This is a genomic window from Zarconia sp. (genome assembly GCF_057467645.1).
In genome coordinates this window covers 18,737-43,386 of record NZ_JBRJXU010000011.1, presented here as the reverse complement: position 1 = coordinate 43,386, position 24,650 = coordinate 18,737, and the positions used below count along the sequence as shown (strand labels likewise).

General features: G+C 51.9%; 20 protein-coding genes and 2 pseudogenes. 11 read left to right on the top strand and 11 right to left on the bottom strand.

Annotated elements, in window-relative coordinates:
• Together AC2215_RS02235 and AC2215_RS02230 are read left to right on the top strand one after the other, a co-directional pair.
• Positions 1-358 (top strand): annotated as a pseudogene (locus AC2215_RS02235) (hypothetical protein); the annotation flags it as partial.
• A 53-nt stretch (positions 359-411) separates the two neighbouring features.
• Positions 412-1,698 (top strand): lipid-A-disaccharide synthase-related protein, encoded by a 1,287-nt coding sequence (locus AC2215_RS02230; protein ID WP_486808319.1) that lies wholly within the window; start codon positions 412-414, stop codon positions 1,696-1,698.
• A 298-nt stretch (positions 1,699-1,996) separates the two neighbouring features.
• On the opposite strand, the gene AC2215_RS02225 is transcribed toward AC2215_RS02230, so the two are convergent.
• Positions 1,997-2,791, bottom strand: a complete 795-nt coding sequence (locus tag AC2215_RS02225; protein ID WP_486808318.1) for a hypothetical protein — start codon at positions 2,789-2,791, stop codon at positions 1,997-1,999.
• A 313-nt stretch (positions 2,792-3,104) separates the two neighbouring features.
• On the opposite strand from AC2215_RS02225, the gene nadA reads away from it, so the two are divergent.
• Positions 3,105-4,070 (top strand): quinolinate synthase NadA, encoded by a 966-nt coding sequence (gene nadA / locus AC2215_RS02220; protein WP_486808317.1) that lies wholly within the window; start codon positions 3,105-3,107, stop codon positions 4,068-4,070.
• Between the two features lie 165 nt (positions 4,071-4,235).
• On the opposite strand, the gene AC2215_RS02215 is transcribed toward nadA, so the two are convergent.
• The gene (locus tag AC2215_RS02215; protein WP_486808316.1) at positions 4,236-5,228 is read right to left on the bottom strand and encodes a Rieske 2Fe-2S domain-containing protein; all 993 of its coding nucleotides are present in this window, start codon (positions 5,226-5,228) and stop codon (positions 4,236-4,238) included.
• Positions 5,229-5,523: 295 nt separating this feature from the next.
• Here AC2215_RS02215 and AC2215_RS02210 point away from each other — a divergent pair, with 295 nt between their 5' ends.
• On the top strand, positions 5,524-6,423 hold the full coding sequence (locus AC2215_RS02210) for a TetR/AcrR family transcriptional regulator (protein WP_486808315.1): 900 nt from the start codon (positions 5,524-5,526) through the stop codon (positions 6,421-6,423).
• Positions 6,424-6,659: 236 nt separating this feature from the next.
• Here the strand turns inward: AC2215_RS02210 and AC2215_RS02205 are convergent, their stop codons facing one another.
• The 3 genes from AC2215_RS02205 to AC2215_RS02195 form a co-directional block, all read right to left on the bottom strand.
• The gene (locus tag AC2215_RS02205) at positions 6,660-7,028 is read right to left on the bottom strand and encodes a DUF1823 family protein (RefSeq protein WP_486808314.1); all 369 of its coding nucleotides are present in this window, start codon (positions 7,026-7,028) and stop codon (positions 6,660-6,662) included.
• Positions 7,029-7,198: 170 nt separating this feature from the next.
• The gene (locus AC2215_RS02200; protein WP_486808313.1) at positions 7,199-7,615 is read right to left on the bottom strand and encodes an ExbD/TolR family protein; all 417 of its coding nucleotides are present in this window, start codon (positions 7,613-7,615) and stop codon (positions 7,199-7,201) included.
• 273 nt (positions 7,616-7,888) lie between these two features.
• Positions 7,889-8,212: a hypothetical protein gene (locus tag AC2215_RS02195; RefSeq protein WP_486808312.1), complete on the bottom strand. Its 324-nt coding sequence runs from the start codon at positions 8,210-8,212 to the stop codon at positions 7,889-7,891.
• Between the two features lie 21 nt (positions 8,213-8,233).
• Here AC2215_RS02195 and AC2215_RS02190 point away from each other — a divergent pair, with 21 nt between their 5' ends.
• Positions 8,234-9,700, top strand: coding sequence for a TldD/PmbA family protein (locus tag AC2215_RS02190; RefSeq protein WP_486808311.1), 1,467 nt, complete (start codon positions 8,234-8,236; stop codon positions 9,698-9,700).
• A gap of 101 nt (positions 9,701-9,801) precedes the next feature.
• Here the strand turns inward: AC2215_RS02190 and AC2215_RS02185 are convergent, their stop codons facing one another.
• Complete coding sequence (locus AC2215_RS02185) at positions 9,802-12,321, bottom strand: choice-of-anchor Q domain-containing protein (RefSeq protein ID WP_486808310.1); 2,520 nt, start codon at positions 12,319-12,321, stop codon at positions 9,802-9,804.
• Between the two features lie 177 nt (positions 12,322-12,498).
• Here AC2215_RS02185 and AC2215_RS02180 point away from each other — a divergent pair, with 177 nt between their 5' ends.
• Complete coding sequence (locus AC2215_RS02180) at positions 12,499-12,720, top strand: hypothetical protein (RefSeq protein WP_486808309.1); 222 nt, start codon at positions 12,499-12,501, stop codon at positions 12,718-12,720.
• A 54-nt stretch (positions 12,721-12,774) separates the two neighbouring features.
• Here AC2215_RS02180 and AC2215_RS02175 read toward each other — a convergent pair whose 3' ends face one another.
• Together AC2215_RS02175 and AC2215_RS02170 are read right to left on the bottom strand one after the other, a co-directional pair.
• Positions 12,775-13,026, bottom strand: coding sequence for a DUF2283 domain-containing protein (locus AC2215_RS02175; RefSeq protein ID WP_486808308.1), 252 nt, complete (start codon positions 13,024-13,026; stop codon positions 12,775-12,777).
• Positions 13,011-13,337, bottom strand: coding sequence for a hypothetical protein (locus AC2215_RS02170; RefSeq protein ID WP_486808307.1), 327 nt, complete (start codon positions 13,335-13,337; stop codon positions 13,011-13,013). Before AC2215_RS02170 ends, AC2215_RS02175 begins: the two co-directional genes overlap by 16 nt.
• Before the next feature lie 138 nt (positions 13,338-13,475).
• On the opposite strand from AC2215_RS02170, the gene AC2215_RS02165 reads away from it, so the two are divergent.
• Together AC2215_RS02165 and AC2215_RS02160 are read left to right on the top strand one after the other, a co-directional pair.
• On the top strand, positions 13,476-16,445 hold the full coding sequence (locus AC2215_RS02165) for a two-partner secretion domain-containing protein (RefSeq protein ID WP_486808306.1): 2,970 nt from the start codon (positions 13,476-13,478) through the stop codon (positions 16,443-16,445).
• Positions 16,446-16,551: 106 nt separating this feature from the next.
• On the top strand, positions 16,552-17,331 hold the full coding sequence (locus AC2215_RS02160) for a calcium-binding protein (RefSeq protein WP_486808305.1): 780 nt from the start codon (positions 16,552-16,554) through the stop codon (positions 17,329-17,331).
• A gap of 70 nt (positions 17,332-17,401) precedes the next feature.
• Here the strand turns inward: AC2215_RS02160 and AC2215_RS02155 are convergent, their stop codons facing one another.
• The 3 genes and pseudogenes from AC2215_RS02155 to ilvD all read right to left on the bottom strand — a co-directional run bounded on the left by AC2215_RS02155 (position 17,402) and on the right by ilvD (position 21,173).
• Positions 17,402-18,127, bottom strand: coding sequence for an ExbD/TolR family protein (locus AC2215_RS02155; RefSeq protein ID WP_486808304.1), 726 nt, complete (start codon positions 18,125-18,127; stop codon positions 17,402-17,404).
• Between the two features lie 485 nt (positions 18,128-18,612).
• Positions 18,613-19,188: pseudogene (locus AC2215_RS02150) on the bottom strand (MotA/TolQ/ExbB proton channel family protein); the annotation flags it as partial.
• Between the two features lie 302 nt (positions 19,189-19,490).
• Entirely contained in the window at positions 19,491-21,173 is a 1,683-nt protein-coding gene (gene ilvD / locus AC2215_RS02145) for a dihydroxy-acid dehydratase (protein WP_486808303.1), read from the bottom strand.
• Positions 21,174-21,525: 352 nt separating this feature from the next.
• On the opposite strand from ilvD, the gene AC2215_RS02140 reads away from it, so the two are divergent.
• The 3 genes from AC2215_RS02140 (at position 21,526) to AC2215_RS02130 (ending at position 24,649) form a co-directional block, all read left to right on the top strand.
• The gene (locus AC2215_RS02140; RefSeq protein ID WP_486808302.1) at positions 21,526-22,380 is read left to right on the top strand and encodes a pentapeptide repeat-containing protein; all 855 of its coding nucleotides are present in this window, start codon (positions 21,526-21,528) and stop codon (positions 22,378-22,380) included.
• A gap of 1,163 nt (positions 22,381-23,543) precedes the next feature.
• Entirely contained in the window at positions 23,544-24,041 is a 498-nt protein-coding gene (locus tag AC2215_RS02135) for a DUF2231 domain-containing protein (protein WP_486808301.1), read from the top strand.
• Complete coding sequence (locus AC2215_RS02130; RefSeq protein WP_486808300.1) at positions 24,041-24,649, top strand: DUF2231 domain-containing protein; 609 nt, start codon at positions 24,041-24,043, stop codon at positions 24,647-24,649. Before AC2215_RS02135 ends, AC2215_RS02130 begins: the two co-directional genes overlap by 1 nt.
• Position 24,650: the final 1 nt, after the last annotated feature.

Below are 24,650 nucleotides of genomic sequence, written 5' to 3'. Positions count from 1 at the left end.
GTTTGTGGAAACGGAGGAAGCTTATACCTCGAAGGCATCGTTTTTAGACGGTGATTCTTTACCAAGGCACGGTGAAAAACCCAGCCAGTGGAGAGCGTCGGGCAAACGAGTGTCGCGGGGTTTGTATCGAGCTTCTAACGGTGAAGTCGTCAACGCCGATTGTAACGGCGCGGCGAACATCATCGCCAAAGTAGCGACACAGCTAGGAATTAACCTAGCCAAGGTCGGTAGGGGAGCATTGAACCTCCCAAAACGGTACGACGCATTCAGTGACTTGAGTCGATTGTACTGTGGTGTGGCAGACCGCATCACGATCGCGTGTGCCCAAGCCACGAACCTAGAATCCCTGGTCTTTTAAGTCAGGGAGAGTTCAATGGGTGGCAATTAGGTGTTTTTTGTGAGGGTTTTGGTTTGAAGCTACTGTGTTTGAGTAACGGTCACGGAGAAGATGCGATCGCCGTGCAGATTTTGCGCCAACTGCAACAACAGCCCAACGCACCGGAACTGGCGGCACTACCATTGGTCGGAGAAGGTCTCGCCTACGATGCCCTCCCGGAGGTTCCCATTATCGGTCCGGTACAATCTATGCCCTCGGGTGGCTTCGTCTATATGGACGGTCGGCAGTTGTGGCGGGATTTGCAGGGGGGCTTGCTCAAACTGACCCTCGCCCAGCTCAAAGTGGTGACCCGGTGGGCGAAAGATGGGGGTAAAATTCTGGCGGTTGGAGATATCGTACCGTTGCTCTTTGCCTGGTGGAGTGGGGCGGACTACAGCTTTGTCGGTACGGCTAAATCGGAATATTACCTGCGAGATGATATTGGTTGGTTGCCCCGACGCAGCTGGTTCGAGCGTTTGGAAAGTTGGTCGGGATCGGTCTACCTACCCTGGGAACGGTGGATGATGGGAGGCAAACGTTGCAAGGCGGTGTTCCCGAGAGATAGTTTGACTGCAGAAATCCTGCAAAAGCATCGCATTCAGGCACTGGATTTGGGAAACCCGATGATGGATGAGATCGCCCCTGAAGATACGGGGGTTCGATTTACCGATCGCGATTCGGAATCCAAAGAGATGGGGAGAGCGATGACAGTGGTCTTGCTGCCGGGGTCTCGATCGCCCGAAGCCTATGAAAACTGGCAGCAAATGATGCTCGCGGTGACCCGATTGCGAGAGACCTTTGCCGATCGCCGAATTGTCTTTTTGGGAGCGATCGCACCGGGATTGGAACTCGATCCCCTGCAAAAGGAACTCGATACCTACGGCTGGCGGATCCAACCGGGCAGTCTGTCTTCGGGAGTTCATCCCATCGACGATCCCGAGGCGATCGTTTTCGGACAAAGTAATGGGACATTGGTCTTGTCTCAAAATACTTTTGCCCAATGCCTGCGCCAAGCAGATTTTGCCCTGGCGATGGCTGGGACGGCAACAGAGCAGTTCGTGGGACTGGGTAAACCCGCGATCGCCCTTCCGGGAAGGGGACCGCAGTTTACTCCGGCTTTTGCAGAAGCGCAAAGTCGCCATCTCGGCTCTTCGTTGATTTTGGTCAAGCACCCCGATCGTGTCGCCGATACGATCGGGCAAATTTTGCGCGACCCCGATCGATTGCAACTAATTGCCGATAACGGTCGTCGTCGCATGGGAACGCCGGGGGCATCCCGTCGCATTGCCGAATGTTTAATGGAGAGAATGGTTAGCGATTAATGGGATCTGTCCTGGAAGCGCGATCGCGACTTTAGATATGATTTTGGCCTGCGATTTGAGTCTACAATTTGAAATCTTCACCCAGTTTGAAGCACGTCAGTCAGAAGCGAAAGGGTTGCGTGGTGCAGACCTTGCAAGTTTCGGACGTTTCCACGAACTCTAAAATCAGAAAGAGCACCGACGACTGGCCGTGTTTCGTCTCGGTGCTCTTGTCTGGTTCGCTCCTCACATTGATTGATAATATAACGGACTCTTGTCAATTTGTCACCCCCCAAACCTCACAATTTCCGAAAAACTGTCATAGCTCCCACGGTGACACCAGACCTAATCCCCGTATTAACAAGGAATTGAGAATTTTTTGCGTTCCACTTACCAATCCCGCTCGCCCGATGGCTAAATGGGGCGTTTCTCGTGCCACCGCTCCGAAAATCCGACATTGCCGATCGAATGTCTCGAACCGCTGACTTAAACGCTCCGCCAACCCGAAAATATCCGGAGATTTTGACCGATCGTAAGTATCGACGATCGCCACCCACTGGGCAATGAGCTGTCGTTCTGCGGGGTGCTGCAAGCGGAGGATGCGATCGCTCTGATGCAACCAGGGAATGGGATCGGGGGTTGTAATATCGAGTGCGTTGAGAGAGAGCAACCCTTCCCGCTCGGCTGAGCGCAGCAGCCCACAGCAGCGTGCGTGAGTATACTGAAGAAAAAAGGGAGATTTACCAGCCCGAACCGTAGAAGTACGGAACGGAGGTACATTGTCCGCGACTAACTGCTGCAACCAGTCCGCTAACCCCCCATCGACGATGCGAAAATCGAGCCAACCTGGGGGAGAAACGGTGACCTGGAACTGAATATTTCCCCACTTTAAGTTTTCTCCCGTCATCTCCTGAAGCAGGAATGCCAGCGTTCGGGCAATCTCGAGCGGGGGGAGATCGAGTTGGGGAGAAAGTTTGAAGGCGATCGCACTGCGATACTGAACCTCCATGGCGTTCGTATCCCGTTTGATGGGAATGTCGAGGAGGGGATAGTTTGAAGCTTCTAGAGCCAGTTGAATGCGATCGTACAGGATGGATTCTAGGGAGGGGAGCATTTTTTGGGGCAAGGGAGGCAGGGGGAGCAAGGGGAGCCGGGGGAGAAAGAGACAAGATTCGCTCATGTTGGAGCGAACTACCGACATCCATATCGCGAGTGGAAAAAGAGCGCACACCGCGTTAGTGGGAACATCTTGCTCCCTTTTCCCCGCTTCTCCCGTTTATCTCTTTGGAGCGTCCCCGTATCTTTCCAGCCCTCATCCCCAGACACTCATGTCTATTTTTGGTGAAAAACACTATAATATTTTGGTAATAACCACTATAATTACAGGTTAATTATCCACTCAGTTTATCTTTAGGCAACGCCCAACTGTGTTTACCACTGCACGACCTCCGCAAAACGCGATCGATTCTCTACCCTACGATTTATTTGAGGCGATCGCGACGCTCAAACAGGAACTCAACGCAGTTATCCTGGCCCATTACTATCAAGATCCCGATATCCAAGACATTGCCGACTATATTGGCGATTCTCTCGGACTTTCTCGCCAAGCTGCCGAAACCGATGCCGATGTTATCGTATTTGCTGGAGTCCACTTCATGGCGGAAACCGCCAAAATCCTCAACCCCGATAAGTTGGTCTTGCTGCCGGATTTAGATGCCGGTTGCTCCCTCGCTGACAGTTGCCCCCCCGAGGCATTCGCTCGCTTCAAAGCCGCGCACCCAGACCATATCGTGGTGTCGTACATCAATTGCACGGCAGCGATTAAAGCCATGAGCGATATTATCTGCACCAGTTCCAATGCTGTCAGTATCGTCAACCAGATTCCCCTGGAACAGCCGATTATTTTCGCGCCCGATCGCAATTTGGGACGGTACGTGATGGAACAAACAGGGCGGGATTTGGTGCTGTGGGATGGCAGTTGCATCGTCCACGAAAACTTCTCGGAAAAGAAAATCGTTCAATTGGCGATCGAACATCCCGAGACGGAAATCATCGCCCATCCGGAATGCGAACCCTCGGTTCTGCGTCACGCTAACTACATCGGTTCGACCACCGCACTGCTCAAATACGCTCAAACCAGTGCCCAGCCGGGATTTATCGTCGTCACCGAACCGGGCATCGTCCATCAAATGCAGAAGCGGATGCCCGAGAAACGCTTCATTCCCGCCCCGCCGATGACGAGCTGCGCTTGTAACGAGTGTCCTCATATGCGGCTGAATACCCTGGAGAAGCTATATTTGGCGATGAAAAATCGATCGCCGGAGATTACCATGTCCGAAGAGGTGCGCGTGGCTGCACTCAAACCGATTCAGCGGATGTTGGAGATGAGTTAGGAGGATTGGGGGATGGGGTGACGCGGTGACGCGGTGACGCGGTGACGCGCGGAGGGAGAGACAAGGGAGAGGAAGAAAGAACGTCGCAACTGACTCATGGTCAATTGACTTCTCCCCTGCCCCCGAAGCCCCCGAAGCTCTCCAAGCCTCCGAAGCCCTCAAATCCTATCCCCGAGATAAATCTGGCTGAGCAACCTCGGGCCAACTTTTAACATTGCGCTGTACCCAATCCATCCCCACTTCGTTATTGAGCTTCATTGTTTGCGGTGTATCTGGATAGATTTTGGTCAAGATACACGCATCCTGTTCGACGATAGTTTTGCTCAAATTCAAAAATGTACCCTTCATCAGGTGAAATAGGGGACTCGAGGGTTGGGCAAAGAGCAAAACGTAGGTGCGCGTGTGGTTTTCGGCTTCGGGGACGAACAGATGGCACTGAGCAATTTTTCCCGCAACACTGGTACCGTGGAAAATCACCAGAGACGGGAAGTAATTTTCCAAGTGCGCTTTGAGTACTTTGGGTAAAGTGAGTACGGCGGGATTGCGGAGGATTTCCCGCAGGTTTGGTGAAGCGGTTGGGGTGCTGAAAAAGGCTTCTGAGTTGTGGCCGCGATCGATAAATTTCTCGAACCACACCTCTTCAATCCGAAACAAATCTCGATGAGTTCCATTTTGGTGGTTGTAATCGTGCATATTCAGCAGCATCGGCAACAATGGCGTTGCCACGCTTGTATCTGCAGTAGCTCCCACGAATTGGTATTCGCTAGCAATCCGATTTAAGATATCTGGAACGGGGACTTTCGGTTCGCATCCGCCGTAAGACCAGATAAAATCTCCTTGTATCGTTAATTCCAAAGGTTCTAACTGCGATCGGGTTTTCTTCTGGGAACCGGGTAAAACCGTGCAACCGTGGCGATCGAATTCCAAGGCGTGAAACGGACACACCACCCGACTCGAGCCGTCCTCACTCCCCTCGCACCAGCCTTCTGAGAGCATTGCACCCATATGGGGACAGGCATTCGGTAAGGCAAACACGTCGCCGTTACGATCTTTCCAGAGGACGTAATCGCGACCGTAGAGGGAAACTTTCTGGGGTCGATCGATTTCCAGCATCGATTTGTGCGCCAATAGCCACGGCGCACCCTCCAACATAGACATGAATTGGACTCCTAAAAATTCTTAAAAATTTCGATCGCGAAACAGGTCCTGCAACAACAATTGCAACCGCAAACCGCGTTGTAAAACATGACAAAATATTCGCGTTTAACTATAATTAGACCGAAGTTTTCTAATTTGTCAAGTCCGATCGCCAACTTATCGCTGTATTCAGTCAGGGCGCGGACAGTCCGATCCAACATGGGCGTATCTTTCTCCCAAAGCCCCCGAAACTTCCCCTGCTCCCAACAGTCACTTGTGTCCTAACACGACTGCATATAGCTATATCGCGCCCAAAATGCAATCACCCGATTCTCAACCCACCCTGCGCCGCCAACCGCAACAAGCTCGCAGTCAAAAGCGGGTGGCGCAGATTCTGGCTGCCGCAGCGGAAGTTTTTTGGGAAACGGGATACGAGGGGGCAACCACTCACGCGATCGCCGCCCGTGCAAATACGGCAGTCGGCACCCTCTACCGATTTTTTCCCGATAAACTGGCGATTTTTCACGCTCTGGAAAATCAACACCGAGAGCGAGTGGAGGAAATTACCGCCCGCATCTTTACACCCACTTTTGCTCGGCAACCGTTGAAAGTGATGGTGCGGCAATTGGTCGAAATTTTTGCTCGCTACTTTGAAGATCCCGCGCCTCGCGTGGTTTTTACTCAGTATTTCGTGGCACCTGAACTGTTTTCGTACTTTGATGAACGGTTTACCTACGGCTTAGTCGATAATTTCGCGCGGCTGTTGCGCAATCGAAATAGCAATTTAGCGTTAGACAAAAGCCATCTGATGGCAGAAGTTTTCGTGAAGTCCTATAACGCTATACTCGTCGTGGCATTGCGGAGCGAACCCCAGCACCAAAAGCGACTCTATGGTGAGATTCAAGAATTGATGTTTCGCTACCTCGAACCTGATGCGGGAGATCGATTCCTTGACGGGAAAGCGGAGACTAATGCATTGGATCGACGGATGAAGGCGATCGGGCGGCAATATCAGTTGAGCGATCGTCAGTGCCGTGCTGTTGCCTATGCTCTTCAGTACGGCAGTTTAACGATTCGAGACTTGGAAATGCTCTACCCCGGACTGTCCCGACGCACGTTGCAGCGAGAGGTGAAGGGTTTGGTGAGGCAAGGCATTTTCGTCAGTGAGGGAGAGACGAATCGGTTAGTGTATCGGTTTAATGAGCGATCTCTTTGAGATCGGGTGGTTGCCGATGCCTGCGCCTCAATGGGTGACTTCGAGATCTGAATTTGAGACAAAAAAACTAGCGACATCTTGCGTCATAACTCGACAGTGACTAACCAATCGACAAATCCGAATCATCGAATGAGTGTTTTCGCGTCTCTTTGTCTCTTTTCTGTCAGAAATCCATCCCATGCCAGCGAACTCACTTCACACGCTTTCAGACTTCTGAAACGATCGAAAAGTATTTTTCATGAATTCGAGCGCTCCATATAACTTAATAACCAGTTTGCCATCGTTGCCCGTCGCGTTTGCCGGGGACCGAATTCACCGATTTTGTAACCTTTAAAATCCAGTTTTTCTTTGAGCAATTGTTTATTTTCTTTAGGAATCGATCGCGTCAGTTTGACCGTTGCCGGTCGGCTGTCGATAAAATCGGGGGGGTCGGGATAATCTTCTCGCCATGCAGCTTCAACGGCAGTTGTATCCCACTGACTCGATGCTTCATCGTATCGATAGCCGAGATAATGCCAAACCAGTTGATTGACCGTAGCATCGTCGATTTCTTCTTTAAGAATTGCCCAAATTGTATCTGTTGTAAGAGGCGGTAGTTCTGACATTTGACTTGACAAGATGACGGAAATAGAGTTCTATTTTTTTTTGATGCTGACTCTATGACTTTACAATGTTCGGAGTCAAGTGCGATCGAAAAAATAATCGAGCTAAATTTAAGCCGATCGATTTCTGAAAATTGAGGATGTACTGCGATCGAACGTGCAATCGATCGATTCTATGGATTCAGAGAAGGTGGCGTTGTTGCGATCGCCAAACTAACGCCCTCAATTCGACGCAACCGATCCATCACTTCAATGACAGTGCCGTGGCGCACTTCTACATCAGCTTGTAGAACGACTAATAGGGTGGATGCAGATTGCAACGTTCCTCGAATTTCCCGCTCCAATCCATCGATCGAGATCGGCTGACCTTCTAAGAAGATCTCTCCTTGGGGGTACAGGGTAATGGTGAGGGGAATTCGCTCTTGGGTTTGGGCGGTGGTTGCATTCGGTAAGTTAACGGGTAAGCCCTCAGTTCGGTCTAGAAATACGCTCGCCAGAATAAAAAATGCCAAGATCGAAAAAATGATATCGATCGCGGGAACGATATTGATTTGAGCGGGGAGATCGGGTTCGTCGTCAACTAGGCGCACGATCGAGATAGCCCTTGAATCTAAAATGGTCTTTAAGATTATATAGCCGTATTCAGTCGGGTTAAGACAATAGTGCGTTCGCGCAGCGTGTGCGTGAGCACAAACATCTTGCTCGCGTTGCCAACGATACGATTATTGGAAGTGTCCTAACCACTATGAATACGGCTATAGGTAAAAAATTAATTGCGATCGGGCCAACATTCACGACGGGATCGATCGCATGTTTTTGATTTTGCACCATCGTCTAAAAGCCGAACCCAATCGCCCGGAAATTCAATGCCCCCGGATGAAATCTCGCAAATTTTCAACCCCTTCTTCACCAGCAAACCTATTGGCAAAGAGATGGGATGGGGACGATCGGTGAGCGACTAAATTGCAGTGGAGAAGCATGGCGGCACGCTGTGGTGCGAATCCGTTTTGGGGGGGAGTAGGGAATTCTTCATCCAGATTCTCGTTCGGCAAGACCGAACGGACATCGATCGCACTCGTCGAGATTGACACCTTTGGGCGATCGGCGATCGCGCGCAATGGGGGCAAACCCCCCAATTGAGAGTTGCTCTCGATCCCCACAAATCTCGCTAAACTAGGTAACAGCATTACTCCTACAGATAACAATTCATGTCAATCTCCCTCCTGACAAAAGAAATTCCGAATATAAAATATACCGCCACACCCGATCGCTTCGATGCCAGCTGGGAAGCTCCCCTCTCCAACCTTCTCGGACTCGGCCGGGCCGCCGGTGCGGATTTTATCGAGTTTTTCCTAGAGCGGGTGAACTATATTAACTGCCTCGCCGAAGACGATCGCATCACCAGCATTTCTCCCCGCCTCTCTACCGGTGCCGGGGTGCGGGTATTTCGGGGCAAAGCCGACTGTTACGTGAGTACCAACGACTTATCCTTTAACGGACTCAAAGCCGCTCTGGAAAAGGGATTATCGATTTTGGGACTGCAACTCCCCTCAGCAAACGCCTTTGCCCCATCGGTGAATTTGGAAATCCTGCGGGACTATGCCACCAGTAAAGAGAAAGAAGGATGGCTGGGGAGCAGTAGTCCGATGAAAGAAATGGGAGACGTACTGCTTGGGGCCAATGCTGCCCTAGAACGGCACGGCAAACACGTTCAGTCTCGCCGTGCCGTGTATTTCCGCGATTGGCAGGAAGTGTTGGTGGCCGCCAGCGATGGGGTATTTGCCCGCGATATCCGCCTCACGCAGTCAGTCGGGTACAATCTCCTGTGCGCTGACGGAGAGCATCGATCGTCCATCGGACAGCGGTTGGGCAGCACCGGAGACCCGAATTTCCTCCGCGCCTGGAATTACGAAGAGACGGCCGAACAGGTGGCAGACTCTGCCGGGAAAATGCTCTACGCCGATTACGTGGAGTCGGGAACCTACCCCATCGTTATGGCCAATCAGTTTGGCGGGGTGATTTTCCACGAAGCCTGCGGACACTTGCTCGAAACGACCCAAATCGAGCGGGAAACCACGCCGTTTATCGACAAGAAGGGTGAAAAAATCGCCCACGAAAGCTTGACCGCCTGGGATGAAGGTTTGTCCGATAACGCTTTCGGGACCATCGATATGGATGACGAGGGAATGCCCGCCCAGCGCACGTTGCTGATTGAAAATGGTATCTTGAAAAACTTCCTGGCCGATCGCGCCGGTTCCGTCCGTACGGGACATCCCCGCACCGGTAGCGGTCGCCGTCAGAGTTATGCTTATGCGGCTGCGTCTCGGATGCGGAACACTTATATCGCGCCGGGAGAGTATTCCAACGAGGACATCTTTAACTCGATCGATAAGGGTATTTATTGCAAGAAAATGGGAGGCGGTAGCGTCGGCCCCACCGGTGAATTCAACTTCGGTGTCGATGAAGCTTACCTCATCGAAAATGGCAAAATTACCAAGCCGTTGAAAGGGGCGATTTTGATTGGGGAAGCCAAGGAAATCATGAATGAAATTTCCATGTGTTCTCGCGATTTGGGATTGGCCGCCGGGTTCTGCGGTTCGGTGAGTGGCAGCGTTTACGTCACCGTCGGACAGCCTCATATTAAGGTGGATTCGATTACCGTTGGCGGACGGTAGGTTTTGGGAGCAGGGGGAGTAAGAGAAGAGCGAACGGACAATTGATTCGTTATTTTTCCGATCTCCCGTCTCTCATCCCCCATCTTTTAATTGGGGGAGTGTCAAAATACGGCAAAATCTGCTGCATCGATCGCCCCCGCATCCACTCCTGGCAAAGTCACCACTAGCCCCGTCGCCGCGATTTGAGTATCGTTGCCAACTTGAACGATCGCTAACTCCTCGAAGGTCAACCCTTCAATCAACCCGATAATATCGATCCCATCGGTGAAATCGGCGATAATATCGGTGCCATCCCCCGGACGGAACTCAAAGCGATCGCTTCCCGCACCGCCAACGAGCAGATCGTCTTCAAGGTCGCCGCGAATCACATCGTTCCCCGCACCCCCCGTTACAATGTCGTTATCTCGACCGCCGAATAGCAAATCGTCTCCTTCATCGCCATCGAGAATGTCGGCTTCCGTATTGCCAAAGAGAACGTCATTTTCACTATTCCCATCGAGGGTATCGCTGCCGATATCCCCCGCCATTACATCGAGTCCCGCACCACCGGTTGCCAGGTCATCCTCTTTTCCGGCATAGATGAGGTCGTCTCCACTGCCGCCATCGATCGAGTCGTTGCCGGTATTGCCAAAAATGATGTCGTTTCCATCATCCCCGTCGAGGCGGTCTGCTTCTCCAAATCCGGCGAGGGTATCGTTTCCCCCCAATCCGCAGAAGACGTTCGCCGTTTCATCTCCCAGGAGAAGGTCATCGCTGTCGTTACCACAAGTTCCCGTTGCTGGGAAAGCCGGGAGGAGAATATCGAGTTGACCGAGAACGAGGCGAACATCGGGGAGGGGTTCTGGGGATGAGACCAGATTATCGGCAGGGTTCTCGGGTTCGGCCGAAGAACCATCATCGGGATTGCCAGAAGGATTATCGGTGGGGGTCGTTGCGTTTTCGAGTGTATAGGTTTCGTCGATCGTCGGTTCGATATTCGGTAGGGGATTGCCAGCCAAGTCGGTGATATCCTGTTCCGTCGCTAAGTCCAGTCCGACGGTCCCGTTGAAATCGCTCAGGTCGCCTCCGGATACGGTGATGTCGTATTCCGAAGCACTTACCAGATTGACCTCGGTGACGGTGGCGGTGGTGGTTCCATTGACTCGGAAGTCGGCAGCATCGACGTTTTGTACGTCTTCGTCGAAGGTAGCGCGGAAGATGAGGGTATCGGCATTGGTGGGGTCGGTGGTTGGTGTGTTGCGAGTAATGCTGGTGAGGGTAGGAAGTATTGTGTCGTTGTCGATTGTGGGGTTGGTTGGAGTTTCAGGAGGGTCTGTCGGGTCGGTTGTCAGATCGAGAGGGGATTCAAAGGCTCCGATATCGCGGGTTTCGATGGCGGCAACCCCCCGTTGGTCGCTGGCCGTGGCACCAGTCCCAGATGCATCGATAGCGGGAGAACCGGCAACGATGGCGTGGGTTTGGGTGGAACCGCCGTTATTGCCGAGGGTGGCGTTGAGAACGTCGGCAATCGTCAGTCCGCTGGTATCGAGGACGATATCGGAACCCGTACCGATGTTCCCAGAACCGTTACCCGTTACCGTTCCCAGAATATTGTTGTTGTTGCCGTTGATATTGTCTCCGGATACGTCGGATGCCGCGCCATTTCCCTGAGTATTACCGGCAATAATACTGTTGCGGATGGCGAACGTGCCGCCGAAGCGAAAGATACCACCCCCATTACCCGTACCGTTATTATCGGCATCGGCAACGTTTCGGGTAATCGTGGAGTTTTCGATCGTCCCGCCTCCATTGCTATAAACACCACCACCGTTGGTGTTGGCTCTATTCCCCGAGACGGTAGAATTTCTCAAGGTGAGACTTCCCCGACTGTAAACGCCGCCAATGGAGATGTTCGCGGTATTGCCAGAGATCGTGGAGTTGGTAACAGTGGCTGTTCCTCTGCTATAAATACCTCCGCTGTAACGGTTAGCAGTATTGCCAGAGACCGTTGAGTTGGTAACGGTGACTGCTGTCGTACTGAAAATTCCTCCGATCGAGGCGTTTGCCCGATTGCCAGAGACTGTGGAATTCGTGAGGGTAACGTCTCTCTCTCCAGCAATACCGCCACCGTCGTCGTTGGCAGTATTGCCAGAGACCGTTGAGTTGGTGACGGTGATACTTCCCAAGCTATAAACCCCACCACCGTCAACCTCAGAAGTATTGCCGGAGATGATGGAGTTCGTGACGGTGACATTTCCATCGCTGCGAATACCGCCTCCGCTACCGAGATCTAAGTCAAAAACAGAAATGTTTGCCCTTCCCCCCGTTATCCTCAGTCCAGTCACTGTTAGGGGAACGTTTGCGGTAACGTCGATAACGCGAGAAGCCCCGTTTGCGTCGATGCTGAGATTGTTCGCTCCAGGACCGCTGAGGGTCAGCGCTTCGGTAATTTCGAGTGCCGTCCCCCCCAGGGTAATGGTTCCAGTTAATCCCGGCGCAAACTGAATTTCATCGGCTCCCGCTCCGGCTACTGAACCATCGACAGAGATATCGTTATTTGCCGCCTGAATTGCTTCGCGCAGCGTCACCACACCATCTTCGGCGATCGCATCATTGAGGCTGTCAACCGTAATCAGTGCCATAGGATCGGGATCTAAAAATTCTTACGGAGAATTATAGACAGATTCTAGAGATAAGATCCGGCTTCATGGAATCTTTAAAGTTAGACTAATCTGGCAGGTGGGCAGGTTTAAATTATACTAGCCGTAAAAATCTCAATTTTTCCTGCTCACCCTACTCGGAATCCGATTAGGAATCTTATGGTTCAAACCCTGGCGATCGCAGATTCGATCGATAGCTTAGCCAAAGCCGAAGAAACCTTTGAACTCGCCTACAACAACGAGCCATCTTTTTTTAACGAATGGACGATCGATCTACCGGAATTAACCACTGCCGATCGACAGCGGTTAGATCTGATGAAACAGCGCTACCTTTACCACCGTCAGTACGGACATTTATTAGAAGGAGCGGTCAATTTTTAATTATTGCATCGTTATTGGAACTCGCGGTATTTTACGATTTTGAATCGATTAAAGTTAAGTGAAATTCACGAGACGCAAATCCGAAATAATGGGTAACTCTAAAAAAATCTGATTCAAGTTCCCATTCGATAGTCGTTTTGAAAAAAATAAAATTTCTAGGCTTTCAATTTGACCCGTAACTGGATTGAGTCTAGCAATAACTTCATCTCCCAATTCTTCCGACTCTTGTTCGGAATAAGGCGGACATTTTTGAATATAGAGAATATCGCCGATGCGATCGTATTTAAAGGTTAACTTTTCGACCATTCAACTTCGCCTCCTGCGAGTTTGCGAGCGGTATATGCCGTCACAATCCAATGACGCATGGGATCGATATCAGTGACGGTGACAACGACCATATATCGACCTGTTCGTATGCTAGCAAACCATTTGACAAACAAACGCGCGCGATCGTCCCTAGCGCTACGGCGAACTTGGTCGGGATCGGCTAAAGTCGCAGCAATTTGATTTTGGTAAGTGGGTAAAGTCCCTGGATGAGTTTCGGTAATGTGCTGTTCTCGCTCCTCGGTTAACTCTACTGTGCTGTTTAAATAAGGACAGGAAAAATAAATGGTCATGGGCAAGGGTTGAATTCAGACGACTCAAATGGCATACTATTCTATCTTTAGAAACGGTTGTAGTTGAAGTCGATCGAAGTTAAAATCTTCGACTGAGACAGTGCTAATCTCACAAAAAATATAAAGCTATTCTAAAAAATGGGTGTTGTCAACCAATCGATCGCCTCTACCGCTCCGTTTTTAATCCTCTCCCTTTCCCTCGCCGCCCACGGGCAAATTATTCCCGATACGACGCTGCCAAACAACTCGATCGTCTCTCCAGAAAGCAACACCAGTATCGTTACCGGCGGAACGCAAATTGGGGATAATTTATTTCATAGTTTCGATCGATTTTCAATTCCCACGGGAGAAGGCGCGTTTTTCGACAATGCGATCGAGATTCAAAATATCTTCAGTCGGGTGACGGGAAATTCGATTTCCGATATCGATGGATTTATCCGCGCCAACGGAACGGCGAATCTATTTCTCCTCAATCCCAATGGGATTATTTTTGGGGAAAATGCATCGTTGGAATTAGGGGGTTCGTTTTTCGGAAGTAGTGCCGATCGCATCTTGTTTGAAAATGGCACCTATTACAGCACCACGAACACCCAAACCGCACCGTTGTTAACCGTTAACGTTCCCATCGGCTTGCAGTTTGGAGAAAATCCGGGAGATATCGTCAATCGATCGCGACTGGCTGCCTTCGAACCCGCGCCAACCACCCCACCAGAACCCGTTCGCTCTGAGGGTCTTTCCATCTCGCCGGGAAATACGATCGCCCTGTTGGGTAGCAATCTGATTTTCGAGGGGGGAACCCTGTCGGCACTGGATGGGGCGATCGAGTTGGGCGGCGTGGGGGCTAACAGCCGGGTGAATCTGACCCCACGGGGTAATGGTTTTGCGGTGGGATACGAGGCGGTGGACAGTTTTGGGGATATTCGATTGAATAATGCCGCTTCGCTTCGCTTGCTCGATCTCGGTAGCGGGGGAATGCAAATTCGGGGTCGGCAGATTGTTTTAGATGGTAGTTCGATCGTCGATGCGACGAATATTGGCGAGTTACCTGGCGCTGCGGTGACGGTGACGGCACAAGAGGCGATCGAACTGCGCAATCTCAGTCAGATGTCCGTCGAAACCTTTGGTGTCGGTGCTGGCGGCAATTTTCTCGTGGAAACCGGGCGATTGAGCGTTACCGACGGATCGTTGCTGCTTGCGGGCAGTCGGCGCAGCGGAACTGGGGGAAATCTGACCGTTCGCAGCCGCGAATCCGTGGTGGTGAGCGGTGTGGGGGAACGTATTCTCAGTACCATCGCGGTGGGTCGGGCAAATGCGGACACCCGCGACTTGACTTTCAAGACCCTTGGTGATTTGACGATCGAAACCCAGCAACTCCTGGTCAGTGGCGGGGCACAGGTCGGTAGAGTTGAGTTTAATGCCAATGGCGGCAATGTCACTATTGATGCTTCGGAGTCTGTTGAGGTGGTGGGAACCAGTGCCAATGATTTTATTAGTCAGGTGCAGGCGATCTCCGCATCATCTGGAAATGCCGGAGATTTAACAATTAATACCGGTCGATTGGCAATTCGCGATGGAGCGCAAGTTGCTGCTGTGACTCTGGGTCGTGGGAATGGCGGATCGGTAACCGTGCGGGCGAGAGAGTCGGTGGAACTGAGCGGAACCGATTCATTGGGAGCATTGGGAGCGGGAAGCACCGTGAGTGCAGAATCACAGGGATCGGGCAATGCTGGCAATATCACGATCGAAACCGATCGATTGACCGTTCGAGATGGCGGTAGAGTGACAGTGGCTTCGTTCTCACGTATTGCCAACTTCAGCGGAGATGCAGGAACGCTGACTGTTCGAGCCAATGAAATCGATCTGAGCGGGTCGAACCGTCGGGCAGTTCCTTTTCTTGTCAGTTCTATCACTGCTGAAACTCAAAATGCTGGTGATGGAGGTGTGATTCTCCTGGAAGTCGCTCGATTGAGATTGCGCGATGGGGGAAGCATTACAGCAGGAACGTTCGGATCGGGGGATGGGGGCACGCTGACCGTTCGCGCGTCTTCGATCGAAGTGAGCGGGAGAACGCCAGCACCCGAACGGATACCAGGTGTGGGCGGACTTGTGGCACTCACAGAGGGCTTTTTTCCAAGTACTATCACTGCCGAGACGCTAAGGAGTGGTAACGCTGGCGAAATTTCCATCGAAACCGACAGCCTTAGTGTCACCGATGGGGCGCAGATTACAGCAAATACGCGACTCGGTAGCGGTGAAGGGGGAAATATCGCGATTCGTGCTGCCGAAGCGATCGAACTGCGCGATGCCGCTCAAGTGAATGTCGAGAGTACCGGTTCGGGAAATCCCGGTAGTATCGAAGTCGGTACGGATTTTCTGCGTCTGGATAACCGAGGCCGTTTCAATGCCACCTCCACCACCGGACTCGGGGGGAATATCAACCTCGCTGCCCGAGATATCCAACTGCGCCGCCAAAGCCAGATCGTCTCCGCAGGTAGTCCCAGTTTCCCCACTTCCGACGGCAATATCGGCATCAACGCCGAAACCCTGGTTCTCCTCGAAGGCAGTCAAATCCTCACCAGTTCCCTCGATCCGCAAGGGGGCAGCAATATCACTATTGCACCGCTCGATACCGCCGATCTGGTGCTTCTGCAATCTCCCGATAGCCTCATCAACGCCGAAGGGGAACTCGCCATCGAAGGAGAAATCGATCCCGATCCGGCGGAAGTTCCGGATATCGACACCACCGATATTACCAGCCTGATTTCCCAAGGTTGCCAGGATTACGAAGGCAGCGAGTTTTACATCACCGGACGGGGTGGGTTGCCCCCCAACCCTCGCGATATCCGACCAGGAAGTTCGAGCGTGGAAATCGATTGGGTGGAGTTTCCCGACCAGACGGCATCGGCGGTAGAATCTTCTCCAACGGGCGATCGCCTTTCAATTCAAACCCCGACAGAAGACTCACCGCTCATCGAAGCTCAAGGTTGGTATACCAATGAATCGGGACAAGTGGTTCTCACGGCTAATCCGATTTCAACACCCCCCCACTCGCCGGGAATTGCTCCCTTAGATTGCCAGAGAATGAATGAAGTACGATCGCATCGATAATTCTTGATTAAGAGAACTCTACATCTGGTTGCGAGCGCTATAATTTCAACCATAATTTGAAACAAGTTTCAAGCAAGCATCCATACTTTGTTCTAAAAGTCAACCTATGGCAGATATCTTTGGCACAATTTTAGAGGATAGCCTTCCCGGTAACGATCTTGAAGGCGATCTCATTTTTGGATTTGCAGGAGTCGATACGATCGAGGGTTTTGGTGGAAACGATACCATTGCCGCCGGAGAAGGGGACGATTTTATCGCTGGTAATTTAGGTGACGACTGGCTCTTTGGCAATCAAGGAATGGATTTGATTCGCGGCGATGATGGAAATGACTCCATCGCTGCGGGTCGAGATGATGATGTCGTTCGGGGTGGCTTGGGTGACGATGCTCTTTTCGGTAATATTGGAGTAGATTTTATAGAGGGTGGAGAGGGTCGCGATATTATTTTTGGCGGACAAGATGACGATATTCTCTCTGGCGGTCATGGCAGCGATTGGATTTCTGGAGATTTAGGTAACGATCTCATCATCGGAGACGAGCCGATTTCAGAAAATACGAGTTTTGATGAAGTCGATACGCTTACCGGCGGACAAGGGTTCGATACCTTTTTATTGATGGTTCTGAATGATTCGGGCGACGAAATTCAATCTCTTTACCTGGGAGGCGGCGATGCAGATTTTGCAATTATTACTGATTTTCAAGTATTTGAGGACGCAATTTTCGTTCGTGATATCAATAGCCTCGACCTGACCAATACCACCCTCGATGGATTGGGGGCTGGGGTGAGTGTTTACGAAACCGGTTTCGGTCAGCGAGACTTAATCGGTTTTCTCCAAGGGGTGAGTGTTGAAATGCTCGATCGCAATCGCGATTTTCTCGCTTTTTAGAAACTTACCCATACCCGAGTACTCTACCGTTGCCTTTACAGCATCGTTATTTCTCGGTTGGGTTGGCGAGTTAATTCTCGGAAGTACCACCCTCACCGCTAGGTTCTCCCGTCGTTGTCGCTTCAGGCGTTTGAGTCTCGGGAGCGATCGCATCTCCAGTATCGACTTCACCTTCAGGAGCGATCGCATCTCCGGTATCGACTTCGCTTTCAGGAGTTGTGTTGGGAGTCGTGCCTCCTGGAATACCTCCGGGCACCGTATTGGGAGTAGAACTCTCTCGTCCTGGAAGTGCGGGGGGAACGGTGCCCGGAGGTGCGGGAAAACCGGGGATGGGATTGACGCGATTGCCGGGATTGGATTGGTTCAGTTCTGGTTCGTTCGTGGGGAGGGTTGCCAGGGCCACGCGATCGCCCCCGACCGATCGCAGCAAATCCAACACTTGTACCACTTTCTCATATTGGGCGATCGGATGGGCGTGGAGAACGATTAACCCATCGGGTCTGACTTCTCGATAGCGTTGGAGGATGCCGGTAAGTTGTTGCGGGTTCACGGAAACCCATTGCTGGGGCTTGTTTTCAATGGAAACCTGACCGATGGGATCGATAACCACCATAAACATTTCCCGCATTTGAGCTTCGGAGGTACTTGCCCGAGGTAAGTCCAAACCAATGGCTTGCTGGCGACTCAAACCCACAGCCCCGAGGATAAAGAAGGTGAGGATGCAGAAGATGACATCGATCAGGGGCAGGATTTGAATTTGGATGTCGTCGGTGTGGGTATCGAGGTTAATTTTCATTCGGTTTTGTCGTCAGATTCGCGATCTGGATTTGGAGAAGGAGAAGTCTCGCTGACATCGTCGGTTCCCGGTTCTCCTGGCATGGCGGTTGTGGTTTCGCCAGTTGTTGGTCCGGCTGATGGGTTTGGAGAGTGATCGGTTGATTCGATCGTGCCGACGTCAGGAGTGGTGGGAGTTGCGATTTCTGGGGCTGATGCGACCTCAGATTCGCCAACAGATTTCGTTGTCGAGGTGTTAGATGACTGAAGTTGCGTATCGGTTTGGACTTGGGTGACGGCTTGGGGTTGGGTGACGGGTTGGACTGGCGGTTCTCCTAAGGGTTCGGTGACAACATCCGGCGGCATCGTTGCTGGGGGGTCGATGGGAGTCACCGGTGGTTTCGGGCCGTTCTTTTTTAAGATCGGCTTTCGAGACGGTTTGGGGGCATCGGGAATCTCTGGCGGCAGGGTTGCTGGCAGAGTTGCTTCCATGGGTCGATCGAGTCCCCAAAATTGGCGATACAGTAATTCTAGATCGCTTCCCGATTTGCGGAAGATTTTGACTTGGTTGAAGAGAAAAACCTGAAATAGGCGGTAGAATGCGACGCTGACGATCGCCACGATGAGACCGAAAGCGGTACTGATGAGGGATTCCCCAATCCCCAGAGTCACTCCCGTGGTGGCTGCGGTTCCCAGGTCGCTGATACTAATCGAACCGAGCGATCGAATCAAACCCAACACCGTCCCGAACAGTCCCAGCAGGGGAGACAGGGCAATTACCGCTTCCAGGATTTTGTCCCCTCGGCGCATATTCGCCAACTCTTCATCGGCAGAAGATTCCAGCGCCAGTTCGAAGGCTTCCGGGCTGGGGCGATCCAGGCGCAAGGGCGAGTATAGAAAACGTCCGATGGGTTGGTTTCTCGCTTGTTTGGCTAGTTGTTTGGCCACCGTCCAATCGTGGCGTGCGGTTTCCAACACCCGATTGACGATTTGTTTTTCTTTGGTCAAGACTCGCATCCAGAACCACAATCGTTCGACGATCGTTCCCACGGACAAAATTGAGAGAAACAGCAGGGGCCACATGGCAATGCCGCCTTTCTCAAATAGGTCTGCTACACTCTCCACGTTTAACTACTCTCCCTAAATTTGGTTAGTTCCCGGGCAATCTCAAATTCGGATTTTCGAGGGCGATCTGCACTCAAAGCCTCACAATTCCCCGTTATCTCCCTTTGGCAAATTTACGCCTAATGTGAATTAGAAGCCAAAACAACGCCAATCCATCAAAAATCCTAGCTTTATAAGTTTTGAAAAAAACTAGAACGCTGAGCTGACAAGGGTCATCTGTCATTCACATTAGACGTAATTCCGAATTCCGAGTTCTCTCGTTACAACCCTAAGTCCGTGACGGCCCCCAAGCTACTCGAGGAAACCAACTTAGCATATTTTGCCATGACTCCCGCTCGATAGCGGGGGGGATTCGGCTGCCATCGATCGCGACGCTGTTGCAGTTCCTCCTCGGAAACGTTCAATTGGAGCAATCGCGCCGGGGCATCGATGGTAATGCTATCTCCTTCTTCCACTAGGGCGATCGTACCCCCCACGGCGGCTTCTGGGGCCACGTGACCCACTACCAGACCGTAGGTTCCTCCAGAAAAGCGACCGTCGGTAATCAACCCCACGGAGTCGCCCAATCCCGCACCGATGATCGCCGAGGTAGGGGCGAGCATTTCCCGCATTCCCGGTCCGCCTTTAGGACCTTCGTTGCGGACGACGATGATATCTCCGGGTTGGATTTGGTTGGCCAGAATCGCCTTGAGGCACTCTTCTTCCGACTCGAACACTCGCGCCGGTCCGGTGATTTGCGGCTTCTTCACGCCGCTGATTTTCGCCACCGCCCCTTCTGAGGCCAGATTGCCTTTAAGAATGGCGAGGTGTCCTCGATCGTACATGGGATTGTCCCAGGGACGAATCACATCTTGGTTGGCAGGGGGAGAGGAGGGGATATCCGCAAGCTGTTCGGCGATCGTCTTACCGGTGATGGTGAGGGCATCGCCGTGAATCAAACCCCGATCGAGTAACATCTTCATCACCTGGGGAACCCCACCGGCTTGGTGAAACTCCGTGGTCACGTAACGACCGCTGGGCTTGAGATCGCACAGGACGGGGACGCGACCGCGAATGGTTTCAAAATCGTCGATGGTGAGTTCGACGCCAATGGCATGGGCGATCGCCAGGAGGTGCAGTACCGAGTTGGTGGAACCGCCGACAGCCATAATCACGGCGATCGCGTTTTCAAAGGCTTTGCGGGTGAGGATTTGCTGGGGCAGAATTTGCTGGCGAATCGCTTCAACTAAAACTTTCCCGGATTCTTCGGTACTGTCGGCTTTTTCCGCATCTTCGGCGGCCATCGTCGAAGAATACATCAAGCTCAATCCCATGGCTTCGATCGCCGAGGACATGGTATTCGCGGTGAACATTCCCCCGCACGAACCCGCCCCCGGACAGGCGTTTCGTTCTACCGCCATCAATTGGGCATCGTCAATTTTTCCGGCACTGTGCTGTCCCACCGCCTCAAAGGCGCTCACCACCGTTAAATCCGTACCGTCGTGGTGTCCGGGTTTAATGGTTCCGCCGTAGACGAAGATGGCGGGAATATTCAATCGGGCAATGGCGATCGTTGCCCCGGGCATATTCTTATCGCAGCCGCCGATGGCGAGCACCCCATCGAGGCTTTGTCCGTTACAAACGGTTTCGATCGAATCGGCAATCACCTCGCGAGACACCAGAGAGTATTTCATCCCCTCGGTTCCCATGGAAATGCCATCGCTGATGGTGATGGTGCCGAACCGTTGGGGCATCCCCCCAGCGGCGCGAACTCCCACCTCGGCGCGATCGGTTAAATCGTTCAACCCCATGTTGCACGGGGTAATGGTGCTGTAGCCGTTGGCCACGCCGACGATGGGTTTGCTGAAGTCCTCATCTTGGAATCCCACCGCCCGCAACATGGCGCGATTGGGGGAGCGAGCGTTCCCTTGGGTGACGACTTGGCTTCTTAAATTATCTGACATCGATCGTGTTCTCCTGAGAATCACAATTCAAAAGGACAAATGAGAAGGTTAAAGGTTGCGCGTCGGTCCCCGTCAGTCTTCCATCTTTTTGCTTCGGGGCGATACTCCCAAAGGGAGTTGCGCTTCGCGAACGCGGATTGGGGATCTCGCGCCGATCGAGGAGCATCGATCGTTACCTTATTGATTTTGTCAGAACAGCGCGATCGTTTGTCGAAATTCTCCTGGGGAAATTCTCGCCGCTCCGATTTGTGGGCATTTTTTGACGGAGAGATTCCGATCGCACAGCGACGACAATGGAAATACAGCGACTGTCCGCCCTGGTGGCACAGGAAATATGAGAAGGGAACGAGCCATGATGAAAAGCATGAAGGTTGAGGAATTGTTGGCACAGTACGAACGAGGAGAACGCAACTTTGGAGAAGTCAATCTCGAACGGGCGAATCTCGCGGGTGCGAACCTCGCTGGGGTGCAATTTCGACGGGCCAACCTCGCCGGGAGCAATTTACAGGGCACTCGATTAGAAAGAGCGAATTTACGAGAAGCGAATTTGCTCGGTAGCAATTTGAGTGGTGCGAACCTTCAAGAAGGTAATTTGATTGGCAGCGAACTATCCGGGGCGAATCTATCCGGGGCGAATCTCAACGATGCTAACCTGCGGGGGGCCAAACTCGTAGAAGCCACACTCCAAGAGGCGGATTTGAGCGAAGCCTCCATTAACGAAGCAGATTTAACCAAAGCCAATCTTACCCGTGCCATTCTCAAAGAGGCGAATCTGATTCGATCGAATTTGCATTGGGCCTGTTTGCACGAAGCGATGTTGGAATGGGCGAATCTCACGATTTGCGTCCTCAACGAAGCGGATTTAACCCAGGCGAACCTGATGAAAACTTCCCTCAATAGCGCCAGCCTGACGCGGGCCAACCTCACTCAGGTGGATTTGAGTTTTGCCAAATTGAGCGGGGCCAATCTCACCCAGGCTAATTTGACGAAGGCACAGTTGAGGGCGGCGAACGTGAGTTGGGCGACGCTGCGGGGGGCAAATTTATCCGGTGCGAGTATGTACCGCACGAACCTGAACTGGTCGAATCTCTCGGGGGCGAACCTCACGAAAGCCGTTCTGATGAATGCTCGCATCGCGAACGTTAACTTTCGCGATGCCCGGCTTCAGGGGGCAATGATGCCGGATGGGTCGGCCTATCAGGGTTAAGAATTCGGAAGCGCGGAATTTACGCCATGTGGAACTGGTTTATCCAAAACCTGACCGCACGGGGGAATGGGGAATGGGCATTGGTGAAAGGTTAAGCTTGTGTACCGCTTGTCAAGGGGAATGGGGAATCGGGAATCGGGAATGGTTTTAGGTTTTAGGTGTGAATCCTAAGTGTTGGTCTATCATCCGAGACGGTCTAGATCTAGGTCGTTTTTCGAGTAGCAACACTAAATGTGGCACTTGACAAACAAGCGATTGTCCTAACCTTTCACAAATGGGGAATGGGGAATGGGGGATTTTTCGACTCGCTCACCATATGGCGCGCGCAAAAAGATTGCACACCGCGTGAATTCGGAAAGAAGACTCGGGGAGAGGGGGGAGATGGCGGAATTTTAATGAGTTTAGCACCCCTCAATCTCCCGTTGCCCCCGTTGCTCCCGTTGTCGCCAATTCTTCCGAAGCCCCAGAGTAGGGACTGACGAAAATTTGTATCATTATTTCTCTATATTTAATTAGACAAATTGTCAAATTGTTTGGGATTCTAAACAAACTCTAAAGTTTGTGGATAGAGAGTTTTAGATCGAGTTTTTTGAGTAAAATAAGAAGAGACTAAAAACGATTCGTTCAGTCATCTTTCTCTATCGATCGCCCAAAAAAAGACTTAATGCGATCGCTACTCTTTTATTCCTGAATGACGAGCGAAACCAATTTTTTCGCATCGTTTAAATCGCGATCGCCACAACAAAATCTATACCCACTCGCGACACGAGTCGTTCGATATTTTCTGTCAAAATTTTAACGCTCGAGTGTCAAAGTTCGATCGCCCAGTGATGAAGGCGATTGCCTGTGAGTGCGAGATTCCTAGTAGATTCAACGGTCTGAGGGCAGTCGAGACGCACCGTCAGATGAATGCAGCCCACCGAGCGGGGCGATCGAGGGAGTTGTTCTTTGATGTAAACTACACGCCAAAAATCATGAACGTCGCGAATATCAAACCCAAGCAATTTTTTGTCATTCTAGGACTTTTTTCTCTCAATATCTTGCTATTTGTAGCTTTAGTTTCCAAGTGGAATTTCTCATCTTTCTTCTCATTTTAGGAAGAGTTTTCCCGACTGCCGAGAAATTTGATACCGTATAGATCGAACGACGCTGTGAGGATTGCCATGTTGGAGTACCTTCCTCCACTCAACGACCACAATTTGCCCTACCCCGATACCATCCATCCGATCGTGGTGCATTTTGTCATTGCCATGGTGTTATTTGCCATCCTGTGCGATGCGATCGGCTATTTCACCCGTAATAGCCGCCTGTACGAGGTGAGTTGGTGGAATCTGGTCTTTGCCACGGTTTCCATTTTCATTGCCATTATTTTCGGTCAAGTGGAAGCGGGACTTGCCAGTCCCTACGGCCAAGCCGTCGCCGATTTGAACTTACACACCCTGATTGGCTGGTCGCTGTCGGGAGTCCTGGCAGCGATTACCAGTTGGCGCTATATCATCCGCTTGCGAACGCCCCAAAAGTTACCCCTGCCCTTTCTGGGGATGGGGGTGGTGCTGTTTGCATTGGTGTGCTTCCAGATCTACCTCGGCGACAAGCTGGTTTGGATCTACGGTTTGCATACGGGACCGGTGGTGGAAGCAGTACGGGAGGGAATTCTGTAATGATGTCGCTCTTTCCCCTCGCCGAAATCGGCGCCAACGGTCTCCCCTACACGATCCCCATTCATCCCAATCTGGTTCACCTCACCCTGGGATTGTTTATCGTTGCCATTAGCTTCGATATCGTCGGGGTGCTGTTCCCTCTCGAAAAGCCGGTGTTTAAGTTTCTGGCGATTCCGGCAACCCGGACGAACCTGTTTGATGTCGGCTGGTACAACATGGTGAGTGCCGCGATCGTCACCTTCTTTACCGTGGGCGCTGGGTTCTACGAAATCTTGCTAGCAGACCCGCCCCAAGATGTCACCAGTCCTTGGGGATTGGGGGCCACCAGTACCATGTTGTGGCACGGCGTCGGCGGCGTGGTGCTGCTGGCACTCATCGTCGCGATGACGGTGTGGCGGGGCTTCCAGCGCTACGTGTGGCGGCAGGACAAACCGCGACAGGTGCAGTGGAGTTACATCCTCGCCGGACTGGGGATTTTTGCCCTGATGTTCCTCCACGGAACCCTGGGGGCGCATCTGGCGGCTGACTTCGGAGTTCACATCAGTGCCGATCGTCTGTTGCGCGCCGGTGAAGATGCCAACGCCATCATCAACCAACTGGGACAATAAC